The organism is Lentzea albidocapillata subsp. violacea (assembly GCF_900100275.1).
Lineage (GTDB): Bacteria > Actinomycetota > Actinomycetes > Mycobacteriales > Pseudonocardiaceae > Lentzea > Lentzea violacea.
Window position 1 is genome coordinate 95470 of sequence record NZ_FNET01000021.1, and the last position, 22309, is coordinate 117778.

At 68.0% G+C, this 22309-nt stretch carries 20 protein-coding genes; 14 read left to right on the forward strand and 6 right to left on the reverse strand.

The window, feature by feature from the left end; genetic code table 11:
* Positions 1–6: 6 nt before the first annotated feature.
* The 6 genes from BLR21_RS33375 to BLR21_RS33400 all read left to right on the forward strand — a co-directional run bounded on the left by BLR21_RS33375 (position 7) and on the right by BLR21_RS33400 (position 7409).
* Positions 7–315, forward strand: a complete 309-nt coding sequence (locus tag BLR21_RS33375) for a type VII secretion target (RefSeq protein ID WP_090012429.1) — start codon at positions 7–9, stop codon at positions 313–315.
* Positions 315–4595: a hypothetical protein gene (locus BLR21_RS42865; RefSeq protein ID WP_090012431.1), complete on the forward strand. Its 4281-nt coding sequence runs from the start codon at positions 315–317 to the stop codon at positions 4593–4595. Before BLR21_RS33375 ends, BLR21_RS42865 begins: the two co-directional genes overlap by 1 nt.
* Entirely contained in the window at positions 4567–5037 is a 471-nt protein-coding gene (locus BLR21_RS33385; RefSeq protein ID WP_090012433.1) for a hypothetical protein, read from the forward strand. The genes BLR21_RS42865 and BLR21_RS33385 overlap by 29 nt, the downstream gene beginning before the upstream one ends.
* Before the next feature lie 6 nt (positions 5038–5043).
* On the forward strand, positions 5044–5517 hold the full coding sequence (locus BLR21_RS33390) for a hypothetical protein (protein WP_090012435.1): 474 nt from the start codon (positions 5044–5046) through the stop codon (positions 5515–5517).
* Positions 5518–5625: 108 nt separating this feature from the next.
* The gene (locus BLR21_RS44765) at positions 5626–6339 is read left to right on the forward strand and encodes an immunity 49 family protein (protein ID WP_090012438.1); all 714 of its coding nucleotides are present in this window, start codon (positions 5626–5628) and stop codon (positions 6337–6339) included.
* 176 nt (positions 6340–6515) lie between these two features.
* Complete coding sequence (locus BLR21_RS33400; protein ID WP_090012440.1) at positions 6516–7409, forward strand: hypothetical protein; 894 nt, start codon at positions 6516–6518, stop codon at positions 7407–7409.
* Here BLR21_RS33400 and BLR21_RS33405 read toward each other — a convergent pair.
* Positions 7406–7927, reverse strand: a complete 522-nt coding sequence (locus BLR21_RS33405) for a hypothetical protein (RefSeq protein WP_090012443.1) — start codon at positions 7925–7927, stop codon at positions 7406–7408. The genes BLR21_RS33400 and BLR21_RS33405 overlap by 4 nt on opposite strands.
* A 54-nt stretch (positions 7928–7981) precedes the next feature.
* Between BLR21_RS33405 and BLR21_RS33410 the strand changes: the two genes are divergently transcribed.
* Positions 7982–8527: an HdeD family acid-resistance protein gene (locus tag BLR21_RS33410; RefSeq protein ID WP_090012446.1), complete on the forward strand. Its 546-nt coding sequence runs from the start codon at positions 7982–7984 to the stop codon at positions 8525–8527.
* Here the strand turns inward: BLR21_RS33410 and BLR21_RS33415 are convergent.
* Positions 8469–9638: a glycosyltransferase 87 family protein gene (locus BLR21_RS33415; RefSeq protein WP_090012448.1), complete on the reverse strand. Its 1170-nt coding sequence runs from the start codon at positions 9636–9638 to the stop codon at positions 8469–8471. The genes BLR21_RS33410 and BLR21_RS33415 overlap by 59 nt on opposite strands.
* 156 nt (positions 9639–9794) lie before the next feature.
* Between BLR21_RS33415 and BLR21_RS33420 the strand changes: the two genes are divergently transcribed.
* Positions 9795–10379 (forward strand): DNA-binding protein, encoded by a 585-nt coding sequence (locus BLR21_RS33420; RefSeq protein ID WP_090012450.1) that lies wholly within the window; start codon positions 9795–9797, stop codon positions 10377–10379.
* 28 nt (positions 10380–10407) lie between these two features.
* Entirely contained in the window at positions 10408–11064 is a 657-nt protein-coding gene (locus tag BLR21_RS33425) for an RES family NAD+ phosphorylase (RefSeq protein ID WP_030466547.1), read from the forward strand.
* Here the strand turns inward: BLR21_RS33425 and BLR21_RS33430 are convergent, their stop codons facing one another.
* A complete protein-coding gene (locus BLR21_RS33430; protein ID WP_090012452.1) occupies positions 11065–12924 on the reverse strand; it encodes a S9 family peptidase in 1860 nt (619 codons plus the stop codon). It abuts the gene before it with no gap.
* Between the two features lie 89 nt (positions 12925–13013).
* Here BLR21_RS33430 and BLR21_RS33435 point away from each other — a divergent pair, with 89 nt between their 5' ends.
* Complete coding sequence (locus BLR21_RS33435; protein WP_090012455.1) at positions 13014–14216, forward strand: metal-dependent hydrolase family protein; 1203 nt, start codon at positions 13014–13016, stop codon at positions 14214–14216.
* Between the two features lie 14 nt (positions 14217–14230).
* Here the strand turns inward: BLR21_RS33435 and BLR21_RS33440 are convergent, their stop codons facing one another.
* A complete protein-coding gene (locus BLR21_RS33440; RefSeq protein WP_090012457.1) occupies positions 14231–15235 on the reverse strand; it encodes a TerC family protein in 1005 nt (334 codons plus the stop codon).
* A gap of 357 nt (positions 15236–15592) precedes the next feature.
* On the opposite strand from BLR21_RS33440, the gene BLR21_RS33445 reads away from it, so the two are divergent.
* The 3 genes from BLR21_RS33445 to BLR21_RS33450 are packed head-to-tail and all read left to right on the forward strand — an operon-like array spanning position 15593 to position 19543.
* Positions 15593–18439, forward strand: coding sequence for an alpha/beta fold hydrolase (locus tag BLR21_RS33445; protein ID WP_090012460.1), 2847 nt, complete (start codon positions 15593–15595; stop codon positions 18437–18439).
* Entirely contained in the window at positions 18432–18620 is a 189-nt protein-coding gene (locus BLR21_RS41970; RefSeq protein ID WP_143028000.1) for a hypothetical protein, read from the forward strand. The genes BLR21_RS33445 and BLR21_RS41970 overlap by 8 nt, the downstream gene beginning before the upstream one ends.
* Positions 18617–19543: an ABC transporter permease gene (locus tag BLR21_RS33450; RefSeq protein ID WP_090012463.1), complete on the forward strand. Its 927-nt coding sequence runs from the start codon at positions 18617–18619 to the stop codon at positions 19541–19543. The genes BLR21_RS41970 and BLR21_RS33450 overlap by 4 nt, the downstream gene beginning before the upstream one ends.
* Here BLR21_RS33450 and BLR21_RS33455 read toward each other — a convergent pair.
* Both BLR21_RS33455 and BLR21_RS41975 read right to left on the reverse strand, forming a co-directional pair.
* A complete protein-coding gene (locus tag BLR21_RS33455) occupies positions 19536–19709 on the reverse strand; it encodes a VOC family protein (protein WP_176929913.1) in 174 nt (57 codons plus the stop codon). The genes BLR21_RS33450 and BLR21_RS33455 overlap by 8 nt on opposite strands.
* 299 nt (positions 19710–20008) lie before the next feature.
* The gene (locus BLR21_RS41975) at positions 20009–20386 is read right to left on the reverse strand and encodes a hypothetical protein (protein WP_143028001.1); all 378 of its coding nucleotides are present in this window, start codon (positions 20384–20386) and stop codon (positions 20009–20011) included.
* Between BLR21_RS41975 and BLR21_RS41980 the strand changes: the two genes are divergently transcribed.
* On the forward strand, positions 20339–21481 hold the full coding sequence (locus BLR21_RS41980; RefSeq protein ID WP_420843928.1) for an NsdA family TPR-like regulatory protein: 1143 nt from the start codon (positions 20339–20341) through the stop codon (positions 21479–21481). The genes BLR21_RS41975 and BLR21_RS41980 overlap by 48 nt on opposite strands.
* Positions 21482–22309 lie beyond the last annotated feature (828 nt).

Consider the following 22309-nt stretch of genomic DNA (forward strand, 5'->3'; position numbering starts at 1 on the left):
GGTTCGATGACCGCCGGTGGTTTCAACGTCACCTCGGACGTGCTGGAAGCGCACGCCAAGGCCTTGGAGGGCCTGCACGGGCGTTTGCAGGGGGCAGTGGACGCGGCGAACACCGTGTCGATGCCGACTGACGCGTACGGGATCATCTGCCAGCCGTTCCGGATGCTGCTCGACCCCGTCGAACAGTGGGGCATGGACGCGCTGAAGGGCGCGGCGGAGGCCATGGACGTCACCGCCAAGAAGGTCACCGCGACCGCCAAGCACTACCAGGAGGTCGAGGACCAGATCATCCGGACGCTGAAGGGCGGCGCCTGATGTCGTCGCCGAACCCCTTGGTGGCTCAGGCGCCTGCCGAGCCGTCCGGGTTCTTCAACGCAGGCACCGGTGACAACGGCTGGGCGACCGGCTTCTCCATCGCCGACTCGGCGGTGGACGCGTACAAGGGCATCTCCGAGGGCAACTGGATCGAGGGCGGCCTCGGCGTCGTCGGCCTGGTCGCCGACGCCGCCTCGATGGCGATCGACCCGTTCGGCACGCTGCTGTCGTCCGCGGCCTCGTTCCTGATGGAACACGTGCAGCCGTTGAAGGACGCGCTGGACTGGCTGGCGGGCGACCCGCCGGTGATCCAGTCGTACTCGACGACGTGGGGCAACGTCTCACAGGAGCTCGGCAAGATCGCGGGCGACTACAAGGCCGCCGTCGACGGCACCGGCGAATGGACGGGAACCGCGGCCGACGCCTACCGCAAGTCCGCGGGCGAGCAGCTGGACGCGTTGTCCGGCGCGGCTTCCGCCGCGGGCTCGGTCGGCACCGTCGTCGGCGTGATGGGTATGGTCGTCGGCTTCGTGCGCGAGATGGTGCGCGACCTGATCGCCGACCTGGTCGCGAAGCTGATCACGTGGGTGCTGGAGGCCGTGTTCACGCTGGGCTTCGGCACGCCGGTGATCGTGGCGCAGGCCGTGACCGCGATCTCGAAGTGGGCGACGCGCATCGGCGAGCTCATCCAGAAGCTCATCAAGACCATCAAGAAGGTCTCGCCGCTGCTGGGCAAGCTGGTCGAGATCTTCACGAAGATCATGAAGGTCGTCGGCAAGCTGGTCGGCAAGGTGACCGGCCTGGACGTGATCTCCACGAAGTCCATCAAGCCCGGTGGGTTGTTCCACAGCACCAACGCCCCGGACCTCTCGCCGTCCTCGCCTGGTTCGCCTTCTTCCTCCTCTCCCGACGGCTCGCCTTCCTCGTCCACTCCGGACAGTTCACCTTCCTCGCCTTCGTCACCGTCCTCTCCGGACAGTTCGCCCTCGTCGCCCTCCTCACCTTCGTCACCGTCGTCGCCTTCGTCACCGTCGTCGCCTTCTTCGCCGGGGTCGCCTTCTTCGCCGGGGTCGCCTTCTTCGCCCTCGTCGCCGGACGCACCTTCGCGTGCTCCGGACAGCTCGTCGCCCTCGTCCGCGCCGTCGCCTTCGCGTACCCCCGACAGCTCCACGCCCGACGCCCCGTCGCGCACTCCCGACAACGCCTCGGCCCCGCGCACGCCCGACAGCTCTCCGGGCTCTCCCGGCTCGCCTTCCGCACCGGCGGGCCCGAGCGCCCCGCACACCTCGTCGACCCCGGACGCACCGGCCGCACCCCGCAACACGGGCCAGACCGTCCAGTCCTCGGTGGCACCGCCGGAGGCACCGCTGCGCCCGGACGCCCCGCAGGCCCCCACCCGTGCCCCGGACAGCTCCCCCTCATCGACGCCCGCCCAGGCAGGCCCGATGGGCGGCGGCGCCCCGAACGCCGGCGGCGGCAACGCACCGTCGTCTCCCTCGGCAGGAGGCCGTCCCCCGACGGGTGGCCAGGGCTGGACCGGCACCCCCGGCAGCAGCGGCGCCCCCAGCGCCCCCGCGCCGCGCTCCCCCGACATGTCGACGTCGGCGTCCCGAGCCGACGCCCCCGCACGTCCGCCGTCGATGCCGACCGCGCCGCCGGCCCCGTCGATGCCTTCCAGCCCGTCGATGCCTTCCTCGCCTTCGGGCGGAATGCCTTCGGGCGGCGCACCGTCAGGTGGCATGCCGCACGCACCTTCGGCAGGCACCCCGCACAGCCCGTCGACCGGCTCCCCGAACACGGGCCGCCCAGACGCGACTCCCCCAAGCCGCGCCACCACACCTTCGGCAGCCGCAGCGCACGCCCCGTCGGCACCGTCCACTCCGAACATGCCGACCCACAGCCCTTCCGCGGGAACACCACACGCGCCCTCGGCAGGCACCCCGCACGCCCCGTCGGCCCCCTCAGCCCGCACCGACACCCCGAACGCGCCGTCCTCACGCCCGGACGCACCCCAAGGACGCCCCAACGCACCACACACGGGACCGTCCGGCCCGCACGGCGGACCGTCGCGTCCCGACGCGCCCAACGCACCGCACGGCAGCACCACGCCGTCGTCACGCACCGACGCACCGCACAGCCCGAACGCGCCGCACGGCCCCAACACCCCGCACGCGCCCAACGCACCGCACGCACCTAACGCACCGCACGGCGGGCCCAACACCCCGCACGGCGGACCGTCCCGTCCCGACGCCCCCAACCGTCCGGACGCACCGCACCGCCCCGACAGCCCGTCCCGCCCGGACGGCAGCGGCCCAGGCAACCGTCCCGACAGCGCCCGCCCTGACGGCTCACGTCCCGACGGCAACCGGCCCGACGGCACCCGTCCCGACGGCACCCGCCCTGACGGCTCACGTCCTGACGGCACCCGGCCCGACGGCTCGCGTCCGCACAGCCCGGACGGCCCCCGCCACCGCGGCACCGATACTGCCCAGGCACCGTCCCGGCCCGACACACCACACCGGCCTGACACACCACACCGTCCCGACGCGCCCCATCGCCCCGACGCGGACGCACCACACCGCACCCCGGACAGCGACGCCCCCCACCACGGCCCGGACGGAAACAAGCCGCACGACAACACCCCGGACAAGCCTCACGACCCGGACGCGCCGAACAGCCACGACCCCGACGCCCCGCCCGCGGACCGCCCGTCCCCGGAGGACGCGCACGCCCGCCACGCGGAAAGCACCCCGGCCGGCGTCTCCCACCACGGCGGCGACAAGGACATAGGCGACCTCCCCCACAAGGTCCCCAACGACCCGCGCTACTTCACCGCCGACGTCCACATCACCCCGGACGGCAAGGCACGCATCGGCGGCCACGACTACACCCCCGCCGAGTACGCCGACATGCTCCGGCACAGCGGCTACGACGGCAGCAAACCGGTTCGCCTGATCGGCTGCGACGCGGCCAGCAACGACTTCGCACAGCAACTGTCCAAGAACCTCGACGCCCCAGTCCTCGCGCCCACCAAACCTGCCTGGACCGACAGCCACGGCCGCGTCTTCACCAGCGACGCCGAAATCCGACCCGACGGCACCCGCGAACCGAAGATCCCGCCGAACGGCGAATGGGAAACCCACCACCCGGACGGCTCCAAGTCCAAGGCCAGCGACGACGGCTTCGCACCCGGCACCCGCGACAACGACAAGGACCTCGACCCGACCGACGCGCAGGACCGCGCGGCGTCTCCGAGCAACGGCCAGGACGACTACGACCCGCCGCCCAGGCGCGGCAGGATCGACGAGGCCTCGCCCGACTTCGACGAGAAGTTCGTCGACTACGACCGTCCGGGCCACACGGACCCGGACAACCCGCACTTCACCCGCGACCCGAACCCGCCGGATGACTTGGGTTCGCCGCGCGACGTCGACGCACCGCCGCGCGACCGCGTCCGGGACGCCCCCGGCCCGCCTCGTGCGCTCGAGGACGTGCCGACGGTCCCGGCGCCGCTGCGCGACCACACGATGCCGCCGGATCACACCAGCCTTCCGCCGAACACGCAGTTCAACGTGAACAACCCGAACGGCACGAAGACGACGTTCTTCACGGACGGCAACGGCGACGTGAAGTGGGTGGAGGCCACCGCCGGTAAGAAGACTGGCAGCAACGACGACATGCACGGCTTCAACCCGGACCTGGACTATCCACTGATGGGCGACGTCCAGTACCGCGTCAACGACCAGTGGGACTTCCACACCAACGAACGCGGCCAGACCGACGCGGTCACGGGCACGCCGAGCTACGGGAAGTCCGACAGCAACTACCGCGACGACTCCGGTCAGTACAGTGCCCAGGGCCGCGCCGGCGGCGAGGGCAAGGCCGCGTACGCGACGGATCCCGACTACGACAAGGTCAAGTGGGCCGGCGGACACGTCGTCGCGAACGAGGCGGGCGGCCCCGGCGAGTACATCAACATGTTCGGCCAGATGAACGCGTCCAACAGCGGGCACAACAAGGACGGGTTCCTCAACGAGTCCACGTGGCGCGCCCAGGAGACGGAGCTGGCCAAGTTCGCCAGCCATCCGAACCAGGAGATCGCGAACTACCAGGTGCAGATGACCAGGCGGGAGGACGGCCTGCCCGAGACCGTCACGATGCGCTGGACAGAGGTCACCAAGAACCCCGACGGCTCGGTGACCCGCGAGATCTTCGAAAAAGAGTTCGTCAACGTTCCGGAGAATACGAACTATGGACCGAAAACTCCCTACAAGCGCTGAACCTCTGCTCGCGGAGCTGCTTGAGATCATCGAGCTGTCCACACCGCTGAGCTGGGAGACCGCGAGGGTCTCGGTGCAGTCGACGGTCCTGACCAGTATGTGGTCACTGTCCGTGGTGACCGGGGACGGGACGACGAAGCCCGCGACGCTGCAGAAGGCGTTCTCGCCGAAACTCGCGGAGTTCCGCGGCGCCTGCTACGAGGAGGGCCGGGGTACCTGGTACTCCGCGGCCATCACGCTGCACAAGGGCGGCGAGCCGGACGTGCGGCTGTACTACGACGAGAAGCCCGAGTGGCGCCGGGGTGCCTGGCCGCATCCTGGCACGTACGTCCGCGACCTGGAGTTCTTCCCGCGCGCCGAGGAGCACGTGCCGGACTGGTTGCGCGAGCAGGTCGACCTCGCCGCCGAGGCGGAGACCAGTGGCTGGCAGAACGAACGATAGGGTCGGGTGACCGATCCGAAGGAGGAACCGGACGCGATGACTGGCTGGCCCACGCTCGACCCCGCCGGACAGAAGGAAGTGCTCGACCAGCTGACGCTGATGCTGCTCGACGCCCTGCCGGAGGACTGGCAGCGGGTGCAGATCGAATACCGCGTGGTCGGCAGGCACAGCGACGGCCGCGTCGGGGTCGTTCGGGCGGACGGCGTGATGCGAGACTGGGATCCGCCGCTGGAGACGTGGCACCGCTTCCAGGACCTCCGCCGCGGCATGTACGCCGAGGGCGAAGGAACCTGGTTCGGCGCCCAGTACAAGCTGGACCGGCCGGACACGTTCAACATCAAGTTCAACTGGGACGCCAGGCCGGACTTCTCGTCCTGGCCCGCACCCGACCAGTTCGAGCTGGAGCAGAGCCGTTTCCCGCGCGTCGAGTCGCATCAACCGGACTGGTACCGCGACGGCCTCGCTCAGGCGAGCTCGTGACCTGCTGAACGGAAGCTGGTCGACCCGGTGTGGGACAAGCAGATCCCTCGCTGGTTGCGGGCGGCGCCCGGCCAGGCGGCTCGCGGCCACCCACCGGCCGATCTCTGAGTGAGGGCCTCTGAGGACGGACCCGGCTCCGCTGAGCCCGCCCGAGCAGGAAGAGCTCGTGCGCGAAGTGGGCGGCATGCTCCTTACCAAGCTGCCTGCGACTGGCAGCGGCTAAACCTCTCGTTCCGCTCCACCTACGGCGTCGACACGGCGCTGTCAGATCGACTACGACAGCGAACCGACCTTCGTCCCGCCGCTCAAGCCGAGCGCGTTCGAGCACATGCCCGAGGTCAAGCACAACGCGACCCCGGATCAGAAATCGGCGGCGCAGGACATCATCGACCGCCGCGAAGCCTTGCTCGACCGCACCAAAACCGCGGAAGACGTCTACCAGAAAGAGATCGCCGGCGAGCACACAGCGGCAGACGCGGTACGCGACTCGCCCCCGGGCACCCGCAGGTACGAGGGAGAGAACTTCCAGCAGGGCCACCCGAAGTACGTCGACAGCGTCATCGACAACATGGCGGCGAACGGCACGCCGGGGGAGAAGCGCTCGCCAGGTTCAACGAGTCACTCGCCAAAGCCCTCGAACTCCACAGGCAGTACTGGACCGCCACAGCCGAGCGTGCGAACGACCCCGGGGGATTCATCGCCTGGCGTGTCCTCGCCATCGCCTGCCTCGCCCAAGACGCCGGAGTCGACATCACCGTCGAATCCGGCTACCTCCCCAAGAACCTCCTCGACGGAACCTGGGTCAGCGAGAAACAACTCTGAAACGCCACCCGGCCCCCGCTCAAGAGCACCCGGTCAAGCCGCCGATCGGCTGGAACCGCGGGCGCCTACACCCACTCAACGTGGTGCGAACGGCGCGGGGTGTGTGACCGGCCCGCGCGCGTCGCGGCAGCCCGATAAGATCAGCGGGCTTTCACGGGGAGAGGGGCGAGGACCACATGAGCCAGCCGGCTACACCGCTGAGCGAGCAGGACCAGCAGCAGCTGGTGCGGCAGATCGGCCGTGCCATGCTGCCGGCCGTACCGCAGGGCTGGCAGCGCATCCGGGCCGAGTACCGGGCGGCAGGCCGGCACATCGAGGTCGACCTGGCGTTCGCGGGGCCCGATGGCCAGCTGCGACCGGTGCGGCCGCCGATGGACGTCGTGCAGATGTTCGGGCACCTGCGCGGGGGCATGTACCACCCCGAGCGGGGCACGTGGCTGAGCGCGACGTACGAGATCGAGGCGCCCGCGGCGTTCACGGTGGACTTCAACGCCGAGGACGAGCCGCGCTGGCGCAACGCGCCGCCGCCCATCGGTTTCCGCGACGAGCTGCAGACGTTCCCGCGGCCGGACCAGCAGATCCCGGACTGGTGGCGCCAGCGCGTCGGCCTGCCGCCGCTGCCCGCGCCCGAGCCGGAACCCCAGCAGCCGCCGCAGCAGGAGTACCAGGTGCCGCCCGCCCAGCCGCAGGCCGGTTCGGGTGAGCTGCGCACGGCACGCGTGTACGACGGCAAGAACGACGACGGCCGCATCATGGTGAACCGTCAGCCGGTCGACCCGCAGGTGCTCGACGGCCTGCTGAACTACCTCGAGTCGGCGCCGGTCGTGCTGGCCGCGCGCAGCTACGACCTCGACGAGTTCTCGCAGAGCGGTGAGCAGGACGTGCCGCTGAACTTCCGCACCGACGGCACGTGGATCTGGGCCGGCGCCGTGCCGCACTACCTGCGCAAGTACGGCCTGCCGCCGGAGCCGGAGCTGGTGGCGCACGCGGTGGCGCGCGGCTTCCAGATCGCCGAGGTGAACGAGCAGACGCAGGACCGGGCGGTCTCGCTCATCACGGGTCAGAGCTAGTCCAGGGTTCGCAGGTACGCCTCTCCCCGCGGGGAGAGGCGGTACCCCACTTCGAGGGACTCGGTGAGCCCCTTGGCCTTGAGCTTGCGGACGTCCGCCTTGAACGGCAGCTTCTCGCGGCCGACCGACGCGGCCAGGTCCGCGGCCCGCACGCCGGGGTTGGCGGCGATCAGCCGCAGCAACGCGAGGGCGTCCTCCTTCAGCTCCAGTCCGTCCACATCGGACGACGAACGCAGCTCGACGCGAGGGTCCTCGCCCACGAAACGCAGGCGAATCCGGTAAAGCGCGCCCTCTCGTCCGTCCACTGAGGACTTCAGCGCCTTCACGGTCGGGAACCCGGCCGCCACCGCCTCCGCCCGCGACACCCGCGACACGACGTCCACCGCGTCGATCGCCAGGACGCCCTGCGACGTCCGCAACGTCCCGCCGGCGCGCACAGTCGGCCGTTTCCACCGCCGGAACTGCAGCGTGATCTCGCCGGACCGGATCCGTTCCCAGTCAGCCACTCGGATCAGCACCGAACGAGGGTCTCAGGTTGCAGGCTCCGGCGACAGCCGAGACGATCTCGGACCATGCAACGCTGGTGGCTCTTCACGGTGCGCGGGGTGTTCGCGGTCCTGTTCGGGCTGGCCGCCCTGATCTGGCCCGGCCTCACCCTGCTCGCGCTGATCATCCTGTGGGGCGCCTACGCGCTCTTCGACGGCGCGACGATGCTGTACCTGACGCTGACGCACAAGGAGTGGCCCGCGCGCTGGGCACTCGGCCTCATCGGCGTGCTCGGCCTGGTCACGGGCTTGATCGCGTTGTTCTGGCCGGGTATCACCGCGACGGCTCTACTGCTCCTCATCGCGGTGTGGGCGCTCGTCACCGGCGTGCTGCAGATCGTCGACGCCATCCGTCTGCGCAAGGTGATGACGAACGAGTGGTTCTACATCGTCACCGGCGCGCTGACGGTACTGCTCGGCATCATCCTGGTCGTGAACCCGGCCGCGGGCGCGCTGGCGTTCGTGATCACCATCGGCGTGTTCGCGATCCTGTGGGGTGTGGTGCTGGTGCTGTTCAGCCTGCGGTTGAAGCAGCTCGACGGCGGTCTCGCACCACGCGTACCGCAAGCGTGACCAGCACGGCGACCCCGACGAACACGTAGAGGTTGCCGATCACCTGCTGCCACCACGCCCAGTTCCGCTCGACGTCGTTGTCGCGCGGGAACAGCCAGTGCGGCCCGATGGCGAACACCGCCACGATCGCCCACGACGCCCAGTGGCGGCGCATCGCAGGCCGTGAGAGCAGCACGAGCGCAGGCGCGATCCAGACCCAATGGTGGCCCCACGACACGGGCGAGATCAGCAGGCCGCCGATCGCCACGACGAAGAACGCCTCGATCTCCCCGAGCTGCGAGGCCAGCCACCACACCGTTGCCACGACCAGAAGCGCCAGCACGAGCCACACGCCGACCTGGGCGCCGTTCTCCAGGCCGAAGCGCGCGAGCGTGCCGCGAATCGCCTGGTTCGACGCGTAGGTGAGACGACCGACGCGGGCCGGATCGAGCAGCGCGTGCGTCCAGTACTCCTTCGCGTCGCCGAACGAGACGAGGAACCCCACCAGCACGAAGAAGAAGAACGACCCGATGGACACGAACACAGGCTTCCACTGCCGTCGCGCCAGGAAGAACAACGCGAAGAACGCCGGCGTCAGCTTGATCGCGGCCGCCAGCCCGATCAACGCGCCGCGCGGCCACCAGCGGGTGCGTTCGAGCAGGCAGTCGGCCATCACCAGCAGGCCCAGCAGCAGGTTGATCTGCCCGAACCACAGCGTCTCGCGCAGCGGGTCGAAGATCGACGACACCGCCGCCGCGCCCAGCCCCCACTTGACCGCGTCCGGGCCCCAGCCGACCACTCGTCCCGCCGCGATCAGGCACAACCCCGTGAGCATCGCGAGGTTCGCCGCCGCCACCGCGAAGATCGCGACGCCGAGCGGCACGAGCGCCAGCAGGCTGAACAGGACGGCCGCGATCGGCGGGTACGTGAAGGGCAGGTCGGGCCCGCCGAGCGGTTTGGCGAAACCCTCGGCGTAGAGGGGGATGTCCTTGAGGAACGCCGCGCCGCCGTTGCGGTAGACGCGCAGGTCGAGCGACCACCCCGGTGGGCGGAGCATGACGTAGGTGACGGTGGCGACCATGACGGCGGACCACGCCACCACGACCCGCTTGGCGGTGCGGTCGAGCTGCATCGGGGAATGGTATCGATGTGCCAGATGAGGCCCACGTCACCGGTCCGGACCGGGGATTCTCACGTAGCGTCGTCGCGTGAGCGCGCAACGTCGATTGTTCCTGCTTAGACCGTTCGTAGGGCGCACAGATGCGCACGCACGGGCTATTCTGTGCGCATGAGTCCAGCCTTGGAGACGGTGCTGGCCAAGGCCGGCCTGCAGGTGAGTCCCGACGAGTTCCTGGCCCTCGTGGCCGACGCGGCACGAAGGCTCGCCCCGCCGCACCCGGAACCGGCCACCTATTTCACGCCGGACCAGCAGGCGGCGTTGACCGACGTGGGCCTCGACCTCTCGCCCGCGGGCCCCGGTGACGCCAAGCCACGCACCCGCACGGTCGTGGCGCACGCGGTGCTGCGCGACTCGGCGCTGACCGTGAACGAGGCCGCGCGCCAGCTCCAGGTCGACACCAGCCGCATCCGGCACCGCCTCGGCGTCGGCAGGCTCGTGGGCTGGAAGGACAGAGGCAGCTGGCGCCTGCCCGCGTGGCAGTTCGCGGGCACCGGCGTGCTGCCGGGCCTCGAAACCGTGCTGGCGGAGATCCCGCCGGACCAACCGGCGCTCGTCGTCGCCGCGTTCATGACCACCCTCCAGGAGGACCTGCCCGTGGACGGCAAGCCCGCGACCCCGCGCGACTGGCTCCTCGCCGGAGGGGACCCGCGCCGAGTCGCCGCCCTGGCCTCCACGCTCGGCACACCTGCCTGAGCGTTCCCGAACACCCGACAGGACCCGAATGTCACGGCTTCCGCAGCCGCCTGCCCCTGCCGTGCTCCAAGCGCACCTGCGCCGCACCGAGGACGTGGTGGCAGTGCACCGGGCGACCCGGCTGGTCCGCGTCTTCACCGCGAAGGGCTCCCACCCCCAGCGCTGGAACACGTTCCGCTACACGGGCCCACTCCCGCACGCGCGCTTCGACGCGCAGCAACCGGCCGACGACGGCAGCCCGGTCCAGGACCACGAGAACGGCGTCCTGTACTTCGGCCTGTCCGTCCGCACGTCGATCGCCGAGGTCTTCCAGGCCACGTCGATCGTGGACCGCCGCACCCGCTCGCCGTTCCTGGTGGTGCTCCGGCCTCGCCGCACCCTGAGGCTGCTGGACCTGGGCGGGCTGTGGCCCACGCGCGTCGGGGCCTCGCAGGAGATCTCGACCGGGCCGAAGCTGGTGACCCAGGCGTGGTCGCGGGCGATTCGGGCGGCCTACCCGGAGTTGGACGGGCTTTGGTACCGGTCGTCGATGGACTCGGGCGACCCGGCGATCTGCCTGTGGGACCCGCCTGGGGCTTCCGGGTTGCCGGCCGCCCCAGACGTGTTGCTTCCTTTGGACCATCCGGGTCTGGATCTGCCGTTGGCGCGCGTGTGCGAGGAGCTGAACTACACGTTGCTGGGGTGATCAGGCCTTGAGGTAGCGGTCCCACCACTCCAGCACCGCGTCGAACCGCTGCTTCCGGTGCCGAGGCTGCCCCGACCGGGTCAACTCGTGCCCCTCACCGGGGAAGATCAGCATCTCCGTCTCGACCCCGCGCCGCTTCAACGCCACGAACATGCGCTGCGCCTGTTCCAGCGGGCAGCGCCAGTCGTGCTCGGAGTGGACGACGGCGAACGGCAGGTTGATCTTCTCGGCGTAGGTCAGCGGCGACATCGCGCGCTGCGCCTCGGGGTCGGTGCCGCAGTAGGCGTCGGCGAAGAAGTAGCCGATGTCCGACGAGCCGGAGAACGAGTCCCAGGCGTTCACGGCACGCTCGCTCCAGGCCGCCTTGAAGCGTTCGCCGTGGTGCGCGGACAGCCACGAGGTCATGAAACCGCCGTACGAGCCGCCCATCACGCCGACGCGTTCGGGGTCGCAGTCCTCACGGGCGAGCGCGACGTCCAAAAGGGACAGGACGTCGTCCACGTCGACCGTGCCGAACTTACCGATCACGGCCTGGCCGTGGGCCTGGCCGTAGCCCGCCGAGCCGCGCGGGTTCGGCAGCACGACGGCGTGTCCGGCGGTGGCGTAGACCTGGGCTTCGTCGAAGAAACCCCAGCTGTGGTACATGAACGGGCCGCCGTGCACGGCCATGACGACCGGGTGCGGGCCGTCGCCTTCGGGCAGCACGAGCCAGCCGTGCACCGGGTAGCCGTCGGAGGCGGAGCCGGAGAGCTCCACGACTCGGCGTGCGGAGACCGACGAGAACGCCGTGCGCACACCGGTTCCGACGAACTCGACCTGGCCGGGGCTGTCCGCAGTGGACACGACCGCGACCACAGTGGACCCGTCGGAGGCGAACGACCGGACGGCGGCCGACGAACCCGCCAGCACCTCGCCGGGCCCGCCGTCGAACGGGATTCGCTGCAGTTCCAACGCACCGCGGTTGCGCACGACCAAAAGCACGCCCGACGAGTCGGCCACGGGCTGGCCGGAAAGCCGTTCCACGTCGACGGTTTCGACGTCGGTGAGCCGGACGGGAGCCGAACCGTCCACCGGCGACTTCCACAGGCCGTGGTTGCGCGCCACCGCCTCGATCCCGGTGAACTCGGTGCCCAGCCAGTAGAGCGACCCGTCGGCCACGAACGGCATCGAGACCTCACCGGCGCCGCGCACCAGCAGCGAGGCCTCGCCGCCGGCGGCGGGGACCGTGTACAGGTCGGAGTGCAGGGTCTCGGAGACGCCGAGGTCGCGCGGGGCGACGAACACCAGCGTCGAGTCGTCGAGCCAGGCCGGGTCGGAGACGTCGTGCGCGCCGTCGGTGACCTCGGAGACGACACCGTCCAGGTCGACGACGTGCAGGCGCGGGCGGCGGTCGGCGAGGAAGCCGACGTCGTCGACGCGGTAGTCCAGGCGCGTGATGCGACGCGGCGCCTCGGACTCGGGGCCGCCGTCGGTCGTGCCGTAGCGGCCTTCCTCAGGCACGCGGGCCACGAAGACGAGGCGCGACGAGTCCGGCGACCACACCGGGGCACCGGCGCCCAGCGGCAGATCGGTCAGCCGGCGAGGCTCGCCGCCGTCCACCGGAACGACGTAGAGCTGCGGCTTCGACTTTCCACTGACGCGCAAGAACGCGACCAGCCTGCCGTCAGGGGAAATGCGCTGCGCATTGTCACGATCACCGTGCGTCCACGGTATTGTCGTGCCATCCGGGAACACCCGGTGCAGACCGCCCCGGTACGTGTTCTGGTCGAGGTCGGGCGTGGTGATGCTGACCAGCACCAGGTCTCCGGACACGGCTACGGTGCCGGGCGTGGTGAGCAGCTGCAGGTCTTCAGGGCGCACGGCGTGGACGCTAACAGAACTTGTTAGCAACGCTCAGAGTTATTTGTTGACCGATCACAAAAATTGACTCAGCGCATAGATTCCCGCGTATGACGCGCATCGTGTTCTCTGGGGGCAGGGTCTTCACCGGCCGGGCGACGGAGCCCGGCGACGTGGTGGTCGAGAACGACCGCATCGTCGACGTGGGCATCGGGCTCGACGGCGACACCGTGGTCGACGCGACCGGCCACACGATCCTGCCGGGACTGTTCGACTGCCACGTGCACTTCATGTTCAGCGGCGCCGATCTGGTGCGGTCGCTGAACACGCCGTTCTCGCTGCCGTTCTACGAGGCGATCGGGAACATGAAGGCGACGCTGCAGTGCGGCATCACGACGGTCCGCGACGCGCTCGGCGCGGACCTCGGTGTCGCGGAGGCGGTGCGGCGCGGCCTGATCCAGGGCCCGCGCATGCAGATCGCGGTCAACATGGTCTCGCAGACCGGCGGCCACAACGACGACTGGATGCAGTGCGGCGCCCACGTCTCACCGCCGTTGCACCCCGGCCTGCCGGACACCGTCGCCGACGGCCCCGAAGAGCTGCGCAAGGTCATCCGCACGCTGGTTCGCCACGGCGCCGACATCATCAAGATCGCGTCGAGCGGCGGCGTGATGTCCCCGCGCAGCAACCCCAGGCACGCGCACTTCCGCGACGAGGAGATCGCGATGATCGTGCAGGAGGCCAGCGCCGCGGGCATCGCGGTGATGTCGCACGCCATGAGCGGCGACGGCATCCTCACGGCCGTGCGCAACGGCGTCCGGTCCATCGAGCATGGCGTGTTCCTCACCGACGAGGGCGTCGAAGAGATGCTCAAGAACGGCACGTGGCTCGTGCCGACGCTGATGGCCCCGCGCATGGTGCTCGACCAGGCCGCCGCCGGCGTGGCGATCTCGGACGTGATCCTCGACAAGGCCCATGCCGTTGTCTCGCAACACTTCCAGTCGTTCCAGAAGGCGCACCAGGCGGGCGTGAAGATCGCGATGGGCACCGACTCCGGCGTCGGCCCGCACGGCGACAACCTCAACGAGCTGACGCTGATGGTCGAGTACGGCATGTCGCCCGCCGAAGCGCTCTACGCCACCACCACGTCCGCCGCCCAGCTCATGCGCCTCGGAAACGAACTCGGCGAGCTCGCCCCTGGCAAGCTCGCCGATCTCGTACTCGTGGAGGGTGACGCCGAACAGCACGTGAAGGCCGGAACCCTGAAGCAGGCCGTCCGCGCCGTCTACCAGAACGGCGTTTCCCAGTTGTAGCCAGTGGTGCGGCTCTAGTGGTTGGCGTCGGCGCCGATGTGCTTCGCGGCATCCGGGTTGCGGCGCACCTTGAGCAGGCTGGCGATCGTCGTGATCGCCAGCACGCCGATGATCACCGACAGCGAGACCTCGATGCCGATGGTCGGCACGTTGAACGGCTCGCCGCCGTTGAGGAACGACAGGGTGTTGGTGTGCAGGGCTTCCAGGATCAGCTTGACGCCGATGAAGCCGAGGATCACCGACAGACCGATCGAGAGGTAGACGAGCTTCGCGAGCAGGCCGCCGAGCAGGAAGTACAGCTGGCGCAGGCCCATCAGCGCGAACGCGTTGGCCGTGAACACCAGGAACGGCTCCTTGGTGAGGCCGAAGATCGCGGGGATCGAGTCGAGCGCGAAGAGCAGGTCGGTGGAGCCGATCGCGACCATCACGATGAACATCGGGGTCACGAAGCGCTTGCCGTCGATCTTGATGAACGACTTGGAGCCGTGGAAGTCGTCGGTGACCGGGAAAACCTTGCGCACCATGCGCAGCATCAGGTTCTCCTTGTACTCCTCTTCCTCGTCGTGGGTTTCCCGCGCCAGCTGCCAGCCGGTGTAGATGAGGAACGCGCCGAAGATGAAGAAGACCCAGCTGAACTGGCTGATGAGCGCCGCGCCGGCCGCGATGAAGATGCCTCGCATGATGAGCGCGAGCAGGATGCCGATCAACAGCACCTTGTGCTGGTGGATCGCGGGCACCTTGAACGTCGTCATGATGATCAAGAAGATGAACAGGTTGTCGACGCTCAGCGAGTACTCGGTGATGTACCCGGCGAAGAACTCCGTCGCGTACTGACCACCGGAGAAGTACCAGATGCCGAGGCCGAAGACGGCGGCCATCGCCACGTAGAAGATCACCCAGCGGGCGGCTTCACCGATCGTCACCTCATGGGGCTTCCGATCGACGATCACGAGGTCCACAGCCAGCAGAACGAGTAGACCAACGATCGTCGCGATCCACATCCATGCGGGGACGTTCACAACCCAACCTCCGGGATTCTCAGCGCATGCCAGATAAACCCGGAGGTCTCCTCCGCCGCCGAGACGATCTCTCGAACGACCAACGGCACCGGGAGCTCCACGCCGAGCTCCGTACTGACGACACCGCTGCTTAGGGAGTACTCCCCTCCATGCTGCATCAATATTGTGCTCTACGAAGAGCGGTTAGCGCCACACAGGGTGAGCAGACCCACGCAACCAGCTGCGATGGGAATACACAGCGTGTCGTTCGGGTTGGGCCGACCACTACCTGAAGCCCTGCTGAAGATCCACTGATGCTGAGACCGCGACCGGATCCCGACAGGCCGTTCTCAGCAAAACTCGCATATCGTCATCGACGTGTCCCGCCTCTCCCGCCTTCGCGGCAGGTGGACGATCCCCGCATTGATCGTGGTACTCGCCCTCGTCGCAGGTGGCGTGTACTTCACTCGATCCGGAGACGACCCCGTAGCCGTTTCCTTCAAAGAAGCGAACATCGACGCACCTGAGAGCGCTGACAGCGCCCAGACGGTGACGATCGAGACCCGCCTCTACCTCCCCCAGCAGACGCCCGCGCCCGCGATCATGCTCGCGCACGGCTTCGGCGGCAGTTTGCGCAGCGTGCACACGCAGGCCGAGGAGTTCGCCCGGCGCGGCTTCGTCGTGCTGACGTGGTCCGCACGTGGTTTCGGCCGCAGCACGGGCCAGATCGCGCTGAACTCCATCGACCGCGAGGTCCGCGACGCGCAGAAGCTCCTCGACTTCCTCGGCACACGTGACGAGGTGGAGAAGGACAGCGGCGGCGACCCCCGCGTGGGCGTGACAGGCGCGTCGTACGGCGGTGCGCTGTCACTGCTGCTCGCGGGCGTCGACAAGCGCGTCGACACACTCGTTCCCGTCATCACCTACAACGACCTCGCGCAGGCGCTGCTGCCGAACTCGGCGCTGGCGACACCGCGGGCGGACGCCACCCCGTCCGCCACGGCGTTCGGTGAGGACGGTGTCTTCAAGCGTTCGTGGGCGGGCATCTTCTTCTCGGCGGGCATGACGTCGATCGACCTCTCGTCGCCCACGGGTGACGCGCCCGAGCAGGGCCAGCGGGAGCCGAGCCAGAACTCGGTCCAGGCACCGCAGCAGCAGCCGGGCGGCAGTTCCGGCGCCCAGGGCCAGCAGCCACCCACGCCGTCCTTGGGCGCGTGCGGCCGCTTCACGCCCGAGGTCTGCGCCGCCTACACCGAGGTCGCCACGAAGGGCCGTGCCTCGCAGCAGACGCTCGAGCTGCTGCGCAGGTCGTCCCCCGTGGCCGTGACCGACCAGATCAAGCAGCCGACGATGCTGGTGCAGGGCGAGCAGGACACCCTGTTCGGTCTCGACCAGTCCGACGCCACCGCGCGTCAGATCGCCGCGGCCGGCGCCCAGGTCAAGATGGTCTGGTACGCGGGCGGCCACGACGGCGGCAACCCCGGTACCGCGCTGCGCGGCTCGATCGCCGACTGGATGGACTTCCACCTGCGCGGCAAGGGCACCGATCCCGGTACGGGCTTCGAGTACACGGTGCAGGGCGCGTTCCGCTCGTCCGGCCAGCCGTCGCTGCGCACGGTCATGGCGCCGTCCTACCCCGGTCTCGCCCAGGGCTCCTCCACCGAACGCAGGACGCTGAAGCTCAGCGGGCGCGAGCAGGTCGTGGTGAACCCGGCGGGCGGCAACCCGGCGTCGATCAGCAACCTGCCGGGCCTGGGTTCGGCGCTGTCGCGGTCGTCGGCGATCTCGTCGCGGCTGTCGCTCGACATGCCTGGCCAGGCCGCGGTGTTCACCTCGGACGCCCTGGACTCGCAGGTGCTGCTGACCGGTTCGTCCACGGTGAAGCTGCGCGTCGCGCGCGGTGACCAGTCCTCCGGCGAGGCGATCCTGTTCGCGAAGCTCTACGACGTCTCCGCGGACGGCACCCGCACGCTGCCCGGCTCGATCGTCGCGCCGTTCCGCGTGGCGCTGCCGCCCGACGGTTCCGCCGCCGAGGTGACGGTGACGCTGCCCGGCGCCGTCCGTCCCGTCGAGAGCGAGCACAAGCTGGCTCTCGTGGTGTCGACGACGGACCAGGCGTTCGCGAACGCCGAGCAGCCCGCCGCCTACCGGATCTCGCTGGCCTCCGACGAGATCTCGGTGCCCGTGGTGCCCGGCCGCAACGTCACCGAGGGCTTCCCGACCGGGGCCCTGTGGGGCATCGCGATCGCGCTGCTCGTGCTGATCGGCTCCGGCATCATCGCGATGTTCCGCCGCCGCATGGCGCAGGACTCGGACCCCGACCTGGCCGGTGTACCGCTGGTCATCTCGAACCTGACGAAGTCCTACCCCGGCGGCGTGACCGCGGTGAAGGACCTGTCGTTCCGCGTCGAGCACGGCATGGTCCTCGGTCTGCTCGGCCCCAACGGCGCCGGCAAGACCACGACGCTGCGCATGGTGATGGGCCTGATTCACCCGTCCGAGGGCCACATCCGGGTCTTCGGCCACAAGGTGACGCCAGGCGCTCCGGTGCTGTCGCGCATCGGTTCGTTCGTCGAGGGCTCCGGCTTCCTGCCGCACCTCTCCGGCGCCGCGAACCTGCGCCTGTACTGGGCGGCGACCGGCCGGCCGGTGGAGGAGGCGCACGTCGCGGAGGCGCTGGAGATCGCGGGCCTCGGCAAGGCGGTGCACCGCCGCGTGCGCACGTACAGCCAGGGCATGCGCCAGCGGCTGGCGATCGCCCAGGCGATGCTCGGCCTCCCGGACCTGCTGATCCTGGACGAGCCGGCCAACGGGCTCGACCCGCCCCAGATCCACCAGATGCGCGAGGTCCTGCGGCGCTACGCCGCGGCGGGCCGCACGGTCGTCGTGTCGTCGCACCTGCTGGCCGAGGTCGAGCAGACCTGTTCGCACGTGGTCGTGATGCACAGGGGTCAGCTCGTCGCCGCCGGCGAGGTGGCCGACATCGCGGCGGGAGGCGGCGAGGCGACGTTCCGCGTCGACTCCCCCTCGAAGGCAGCCGATGTGCTGCGGAGCCTCGAAGGCGTGCACGACGTGCACGAGGACGAGGACGCCGTGCACGCGTCGATGAACGGCGTCCCGCGCGCCGCCGCCCTCGCTGCTCTCGTGGCAGCCGGCGTGGCGGTGGACCAGGCGGGCCCGCGGCGCAGGCTGGAAGACGCGTTCCTGGAGCTGGTCGGTGAATGACTTCCTGATGGCAGCGGCGTCCGCCACGGCGGACGCCCCGAACCCCGCCGCCGTCGAGGTGCTGGCCGAGGCCGGCCTCGACGTGGCGGACGAGATCGCGGCGACGCTCGCGTTCGCACCCGTGCGGACCGCCAACCCGAACCGCACGAAGGCACCAATCCCCCAGGAGGTGGACCGGTGAACGAGAACAGCGTCCACACCGACCCAGGCGCGCTCAAGGATCTCACCGACGCGGCCGCCCAGCAGCACACCGAGGTGGCGCCGGACGGTTCGTCGGTCGGCTACAAGGCGCGCCGCACCCTCCGCATCCACGTGGAGCTGCAACGGCAGATCCGCCGCCGCAGGACCCAGCTCGTGCTGGGCTTCCTGGTGCTGCTGCCGTTCATCCTCGCGGCGAGCTTCGAGATCGGGCAGTCCGACCCGAACCGCCGCTCCGGCGGTTTCGTGGACCTCGCGACCGCCAGCGGCATCAACTTCGTGGTGCTCACGCTGTTCGTGAGCAGCAGCTTCCTGCTGCCGATGATCGTGGCGCTGTTCTTCGGCGACACGATCGCGTCCGAAGCGTCGTGGTCGAGCCTCAAGTACCTGCTCGCCGCACCGATCCCGAGGCACCGCCTGCTGCGCCAGAAGGCCATCAGCAGCGGCCTGCTCAGCGTCTTCGCCCTGGCCCTGCTCCCCGCGGTGGCCCTGGGCGTCGGCGTCGCCTGGTACGGCGCGGGCGAGGTGGTGAGCCCGACTGGCGAAGCCGCGCCGTTCGGCGACGGCGTGCTCGGCATGGCGCTCGCGGTCGTCTACATCTCGATCAACCTGTTCTGGGTCGCGGGCCTCGCGATGTTCCTGTCCGTGTCCACCGACGCGCCCCTGGGCGCGGTCGGCGGCACGGTGCTCGTCTCGATCGTGTCGCAGATCCTCGACCAGATCGAGCCGCTCGGGGACCTGCGCAACTACCTGCCGACGCACTACGCGATGGCGTGGGCCGACCTGCTCTCGACCGACATCGACTGGTCGGAGATGGCCCGCGGCACGTTCTCCGCGCTCGCCTACGGCGGCATCTTCACGCTGCTCGCGGCACGGCGGTTCAAGACGAAGGACATCACTAGCTGACGCAGAACTCGTTGCCTTCCGGGTCGAGCATCACGACCCAGTGGCCCGTCTGGTCGTTGTGCTCACGCACCCGCGTGGCGCCCAGCGAAACCAGGCGGGCCACTGCGTCGAGACCTGGCCGGATGTCGAGGTGGACGCGGTTCTTCGCGGTCTTGCCCTCAGGCATCTGTAATCAAGACGTAACTAGCTCCGCCGCTACAGCAGGGCTTGCGAGCCGCTACGCCGTAGCAGCCCGGTAGCGGGACCTCAACGGTCCTGAGCTGGGATGTAGGCGCGTAGCGACCTAACCGAGCGAACCTAGCTCTCAGCCCCTGTGGCCGTCTGCGGACGTGCGGCGGCGTGTCCCTTCCCGCAAGGTGCTACCCGGACGGAGTACGGGCGTGCTCAATGCTCGCTCGTTCCTGCGACAGAGCTAGTACTCTGGGTTGGGAACACGGTTCACCTTAGGCATCAAGGTGGGGATTATCAATGAATCGGGTTGGCGCACCGAATGGCGAAATCTTGAATCCCCGTCGATGCGCTAGCTGCCGAACTGCCCTGGCTGGGGACAACTCCGCTGCACTGTGCGGACGATGCCAGAGGGAACGACAGGATCAATTTCGCACGCCACCGGTCCTTAGTCCCGAATTCTTTGACACCGACGAGTTTCACGCCGCGTCCCGAAACCGTCACATGGGAAAGATAATCAGGGCTTACCGCTACCACCCCCGACACCTCGCAATGTACGGGAAACCTCTTAGCCAGGAAACGATTGGCCGGTGGCTGGGAGGTCTCACTCAGGACGCTGTAAGCAAGATTGAGAACGGCAAACCACAGCAAAACCTTGAGGTCTTGATCAAACAAGCGGAGATCCTCCGTCTCCCTCCTAAGCTCCTGTGGTTCGCTTTGCCGGGAAAGAATCTGGTTTTCGCGGACGCTCAATCGGCAGCGGAATCCCGAGATAAAATCCTGGTAGCGTCGACTGGAATGGACACGTCCGAATTGGTTCGCCGCCTACGGCTATCTTCCGTTGATGACGCAACCATCGATGCCATGCACATCATGGTTGAACAGATGTGCTGTGAGTATTCGCATGGGGACGCACAAGAACTTGCTGTCAAGGGGCGAAGGTGGTTGACCAAAGTCACAGAACTCTTGTCGCAGCGTCTAACCTTGAAGCAACATCAAGAGATCTTGAACAATGCCGGAATGCTCGCATTGCTTGTGGGCTGTCTTGAATATGACCTCGGCGACCAGCGAAGCGCTGAATCAACTCGACGCATGGCAATGAGCCTTGGCAAAGAGTCGAATGATCCCATGATTATGGGATGGGCACATGAGATGCTCGCTTGGTTCCATCTGACAGCCGGAAACTTCAGGGCTGTTATTCCTGCTGCGGAAACAGGCATTCTAGCCGCGTCGTCTCAGTCCGTAACGGTGCAGCTTCACGGACAGCAGGCAAAGGCCTACGCGCGGATGGGGATGCCTAATGAAGCGCGTGCAGCATTGGAGCGCGGCAGCGACTTGCTGGGAACGCTTCCTTACCCAGAACGTCCGGAAAATCATTTCGTAGTCGATCCCGACAAGTGGGACTTCTATGCAATGGATACTTACCGGATCGCCGGAGAGGATGATCTCGCCAAGCGAAATGCCGAAGAGGTGATCCGCCGGAGTGTCACGCCGAACGGATTCAATATCTCGCCGATGCGGAGCACGGAAGCCGAGCTTACTTTGGCCGTTGTTGCCGCCCGCCAGGGTGATGTAGAGCAAGCCGCCGCACTAGGTATCGAAGCCTTGCTACACGGTCGCCAGAGCCGTCCATCATTGTTGATGGTTGCATCCGAACTCGATAACGAGTTTGCCACTCACGGATCAAATGCAGGATCGGATTTCCGCGAGTTGTTCAGCGGAATAAAGCGAGCAACACAGATCAACACCGCTGGCGAGAATCAGCAATGATCTTCCGGACCCAGCGAGTTGCAGCCGCTAGGTATTGGCCTGAGAATAGCTGATTCGGCTAGATATAGGCGACCGAGATCCATGAGCAATACGCCAATTTCCTCGAAGCGCTCAGACCGCTCTAGATCCGGAACCAGACTGCATGTTCGCAACATGCTCTGCATAAGCATCTCGCCGAATTGAGGATAAGTCTTTGCGACCTCGCGCGACAATCGCGTTAGAGAAGTACGCAACAGGTCCTCGGTAAGTATTTCCGCAGTCATTCCAGAATCGTCCTTCTTTGAGTGTTCTTGCCAGCTATCGTTGTACAAAGTCAGTCGAGCGCAGAAGACGCCCTGTAACTCTTTCCGGCGTGCGGGATGCAGGCACGGCCGGAGTTGCGTGAGGCTGCCAGACAGGGAACGTAAGTGGCCCTTTCCTGGCGTACCAGTTTTCGTAGTTGGATTTTAGATAGCGGTTCGCTTCCCGGTAGACGTCGGTGTCGTCGGTCCACGTTCCATTGGTGGGTATACGGGCGATGATGGGAAGGTCTCGGCAGAGCGACCAGTTCCCGCGCAAGATGTCTTGGTAGTAGTCGCGCTGTATCCACCGGATACTGATGTCAAGTTCTGCGATGTAGATCCAAGACGTCGGTTTAATCGTCACTTTTGCTTTCCTCTTCTGGCAGATGTGGCGCCACTGCTGCACCCAATTTGGCGCAACTGTGTAGGTACTCAAGCCATTTTTCCGCGTCGGTCGTGCTCACTACGCCTGGTCCGTATCGCAATGCGTTTCCGATCATCACGTAAGCGACCTCGATCTGTTCCAACGGCGTTAGACGTCCGCTCA

Excerpts from the sequence above, each read along its gene's own strand:
- BLR21_RS33375 (WP_090012429.1), top strand. The coding sequence starts at position 7 with ATGACCGCCGGTGGTTTCAACGTCACCTCGGACGTGCTGGAAGCGCAC.
- BLR21_RS33410 (WP_090012446.1), top strand. The coding sequence starts at position 7,982 with ATGCAACGCTGGTGGCTCTTCACGGTGCGCGGGGTGTTCGCGGTCCTG.
- BLR21_RS33435 (WP_090012455.1), top strand. The coding sequence starts at position 13,014 with ATGACGCGCATCGTGTTCTCTGGGGGCAGGGTCTTCACCGGCCGGGCG.
- BLR21_RS42865 (WP_090012431.1), top strand. The coding sequence starts at position 315 with ATGTCGTCGCCGAACCCCTTGGTGGCTCAGGCGCCTGCCGAGCCGTCC.
- BLR21_RS33425 (WP_030466547.1), top strand. The coding sequence starts at position 10,408 with ATGTCACGGCTTCCGCAGCCGCCTGCCCCTGCCGTGCTCCAAGCGCAC.
- BLR21_RS33415 (WP_090012448.1), bottom strand. The coding sequence starts at position 9,638 with ATGCAGCTCGACCGCACCGCCAAGCGGGTCGTGGTGGCGTGGTCCGCC.
- BLR21_RS33455 (WP_176929913.1), bottom strand. The coding sequence starts at position 19,709 with ATGCCTGAGGGCAAGACCGCGAAGAACCGCGTCCACCTCGACATCCGG.
- BLR21_RS33385 (WP_090012433.1), top strand. The coding sequence starts at position 4,567 with ATGGACCGAAAACTCCCTACAAGCGCTGAACCTCTGCTCGCGGAGCTG.
- BLR21_RS33400 (WP_090012440.1), top strand. The coding sequence starts at position 6,516 with ATGAGCCAGCCGGCTACACCGCTGAGCGAGCAGGACCAGCAGCAGCTG.
- BLR21_RS33420 (WP_090012450.1), top strand. The coding sequence starts at position 9,795 with ATGAGTCCAGCCTTGGAGACGGTGCTGGCCAAGGCCGGCCTGCAGGTG.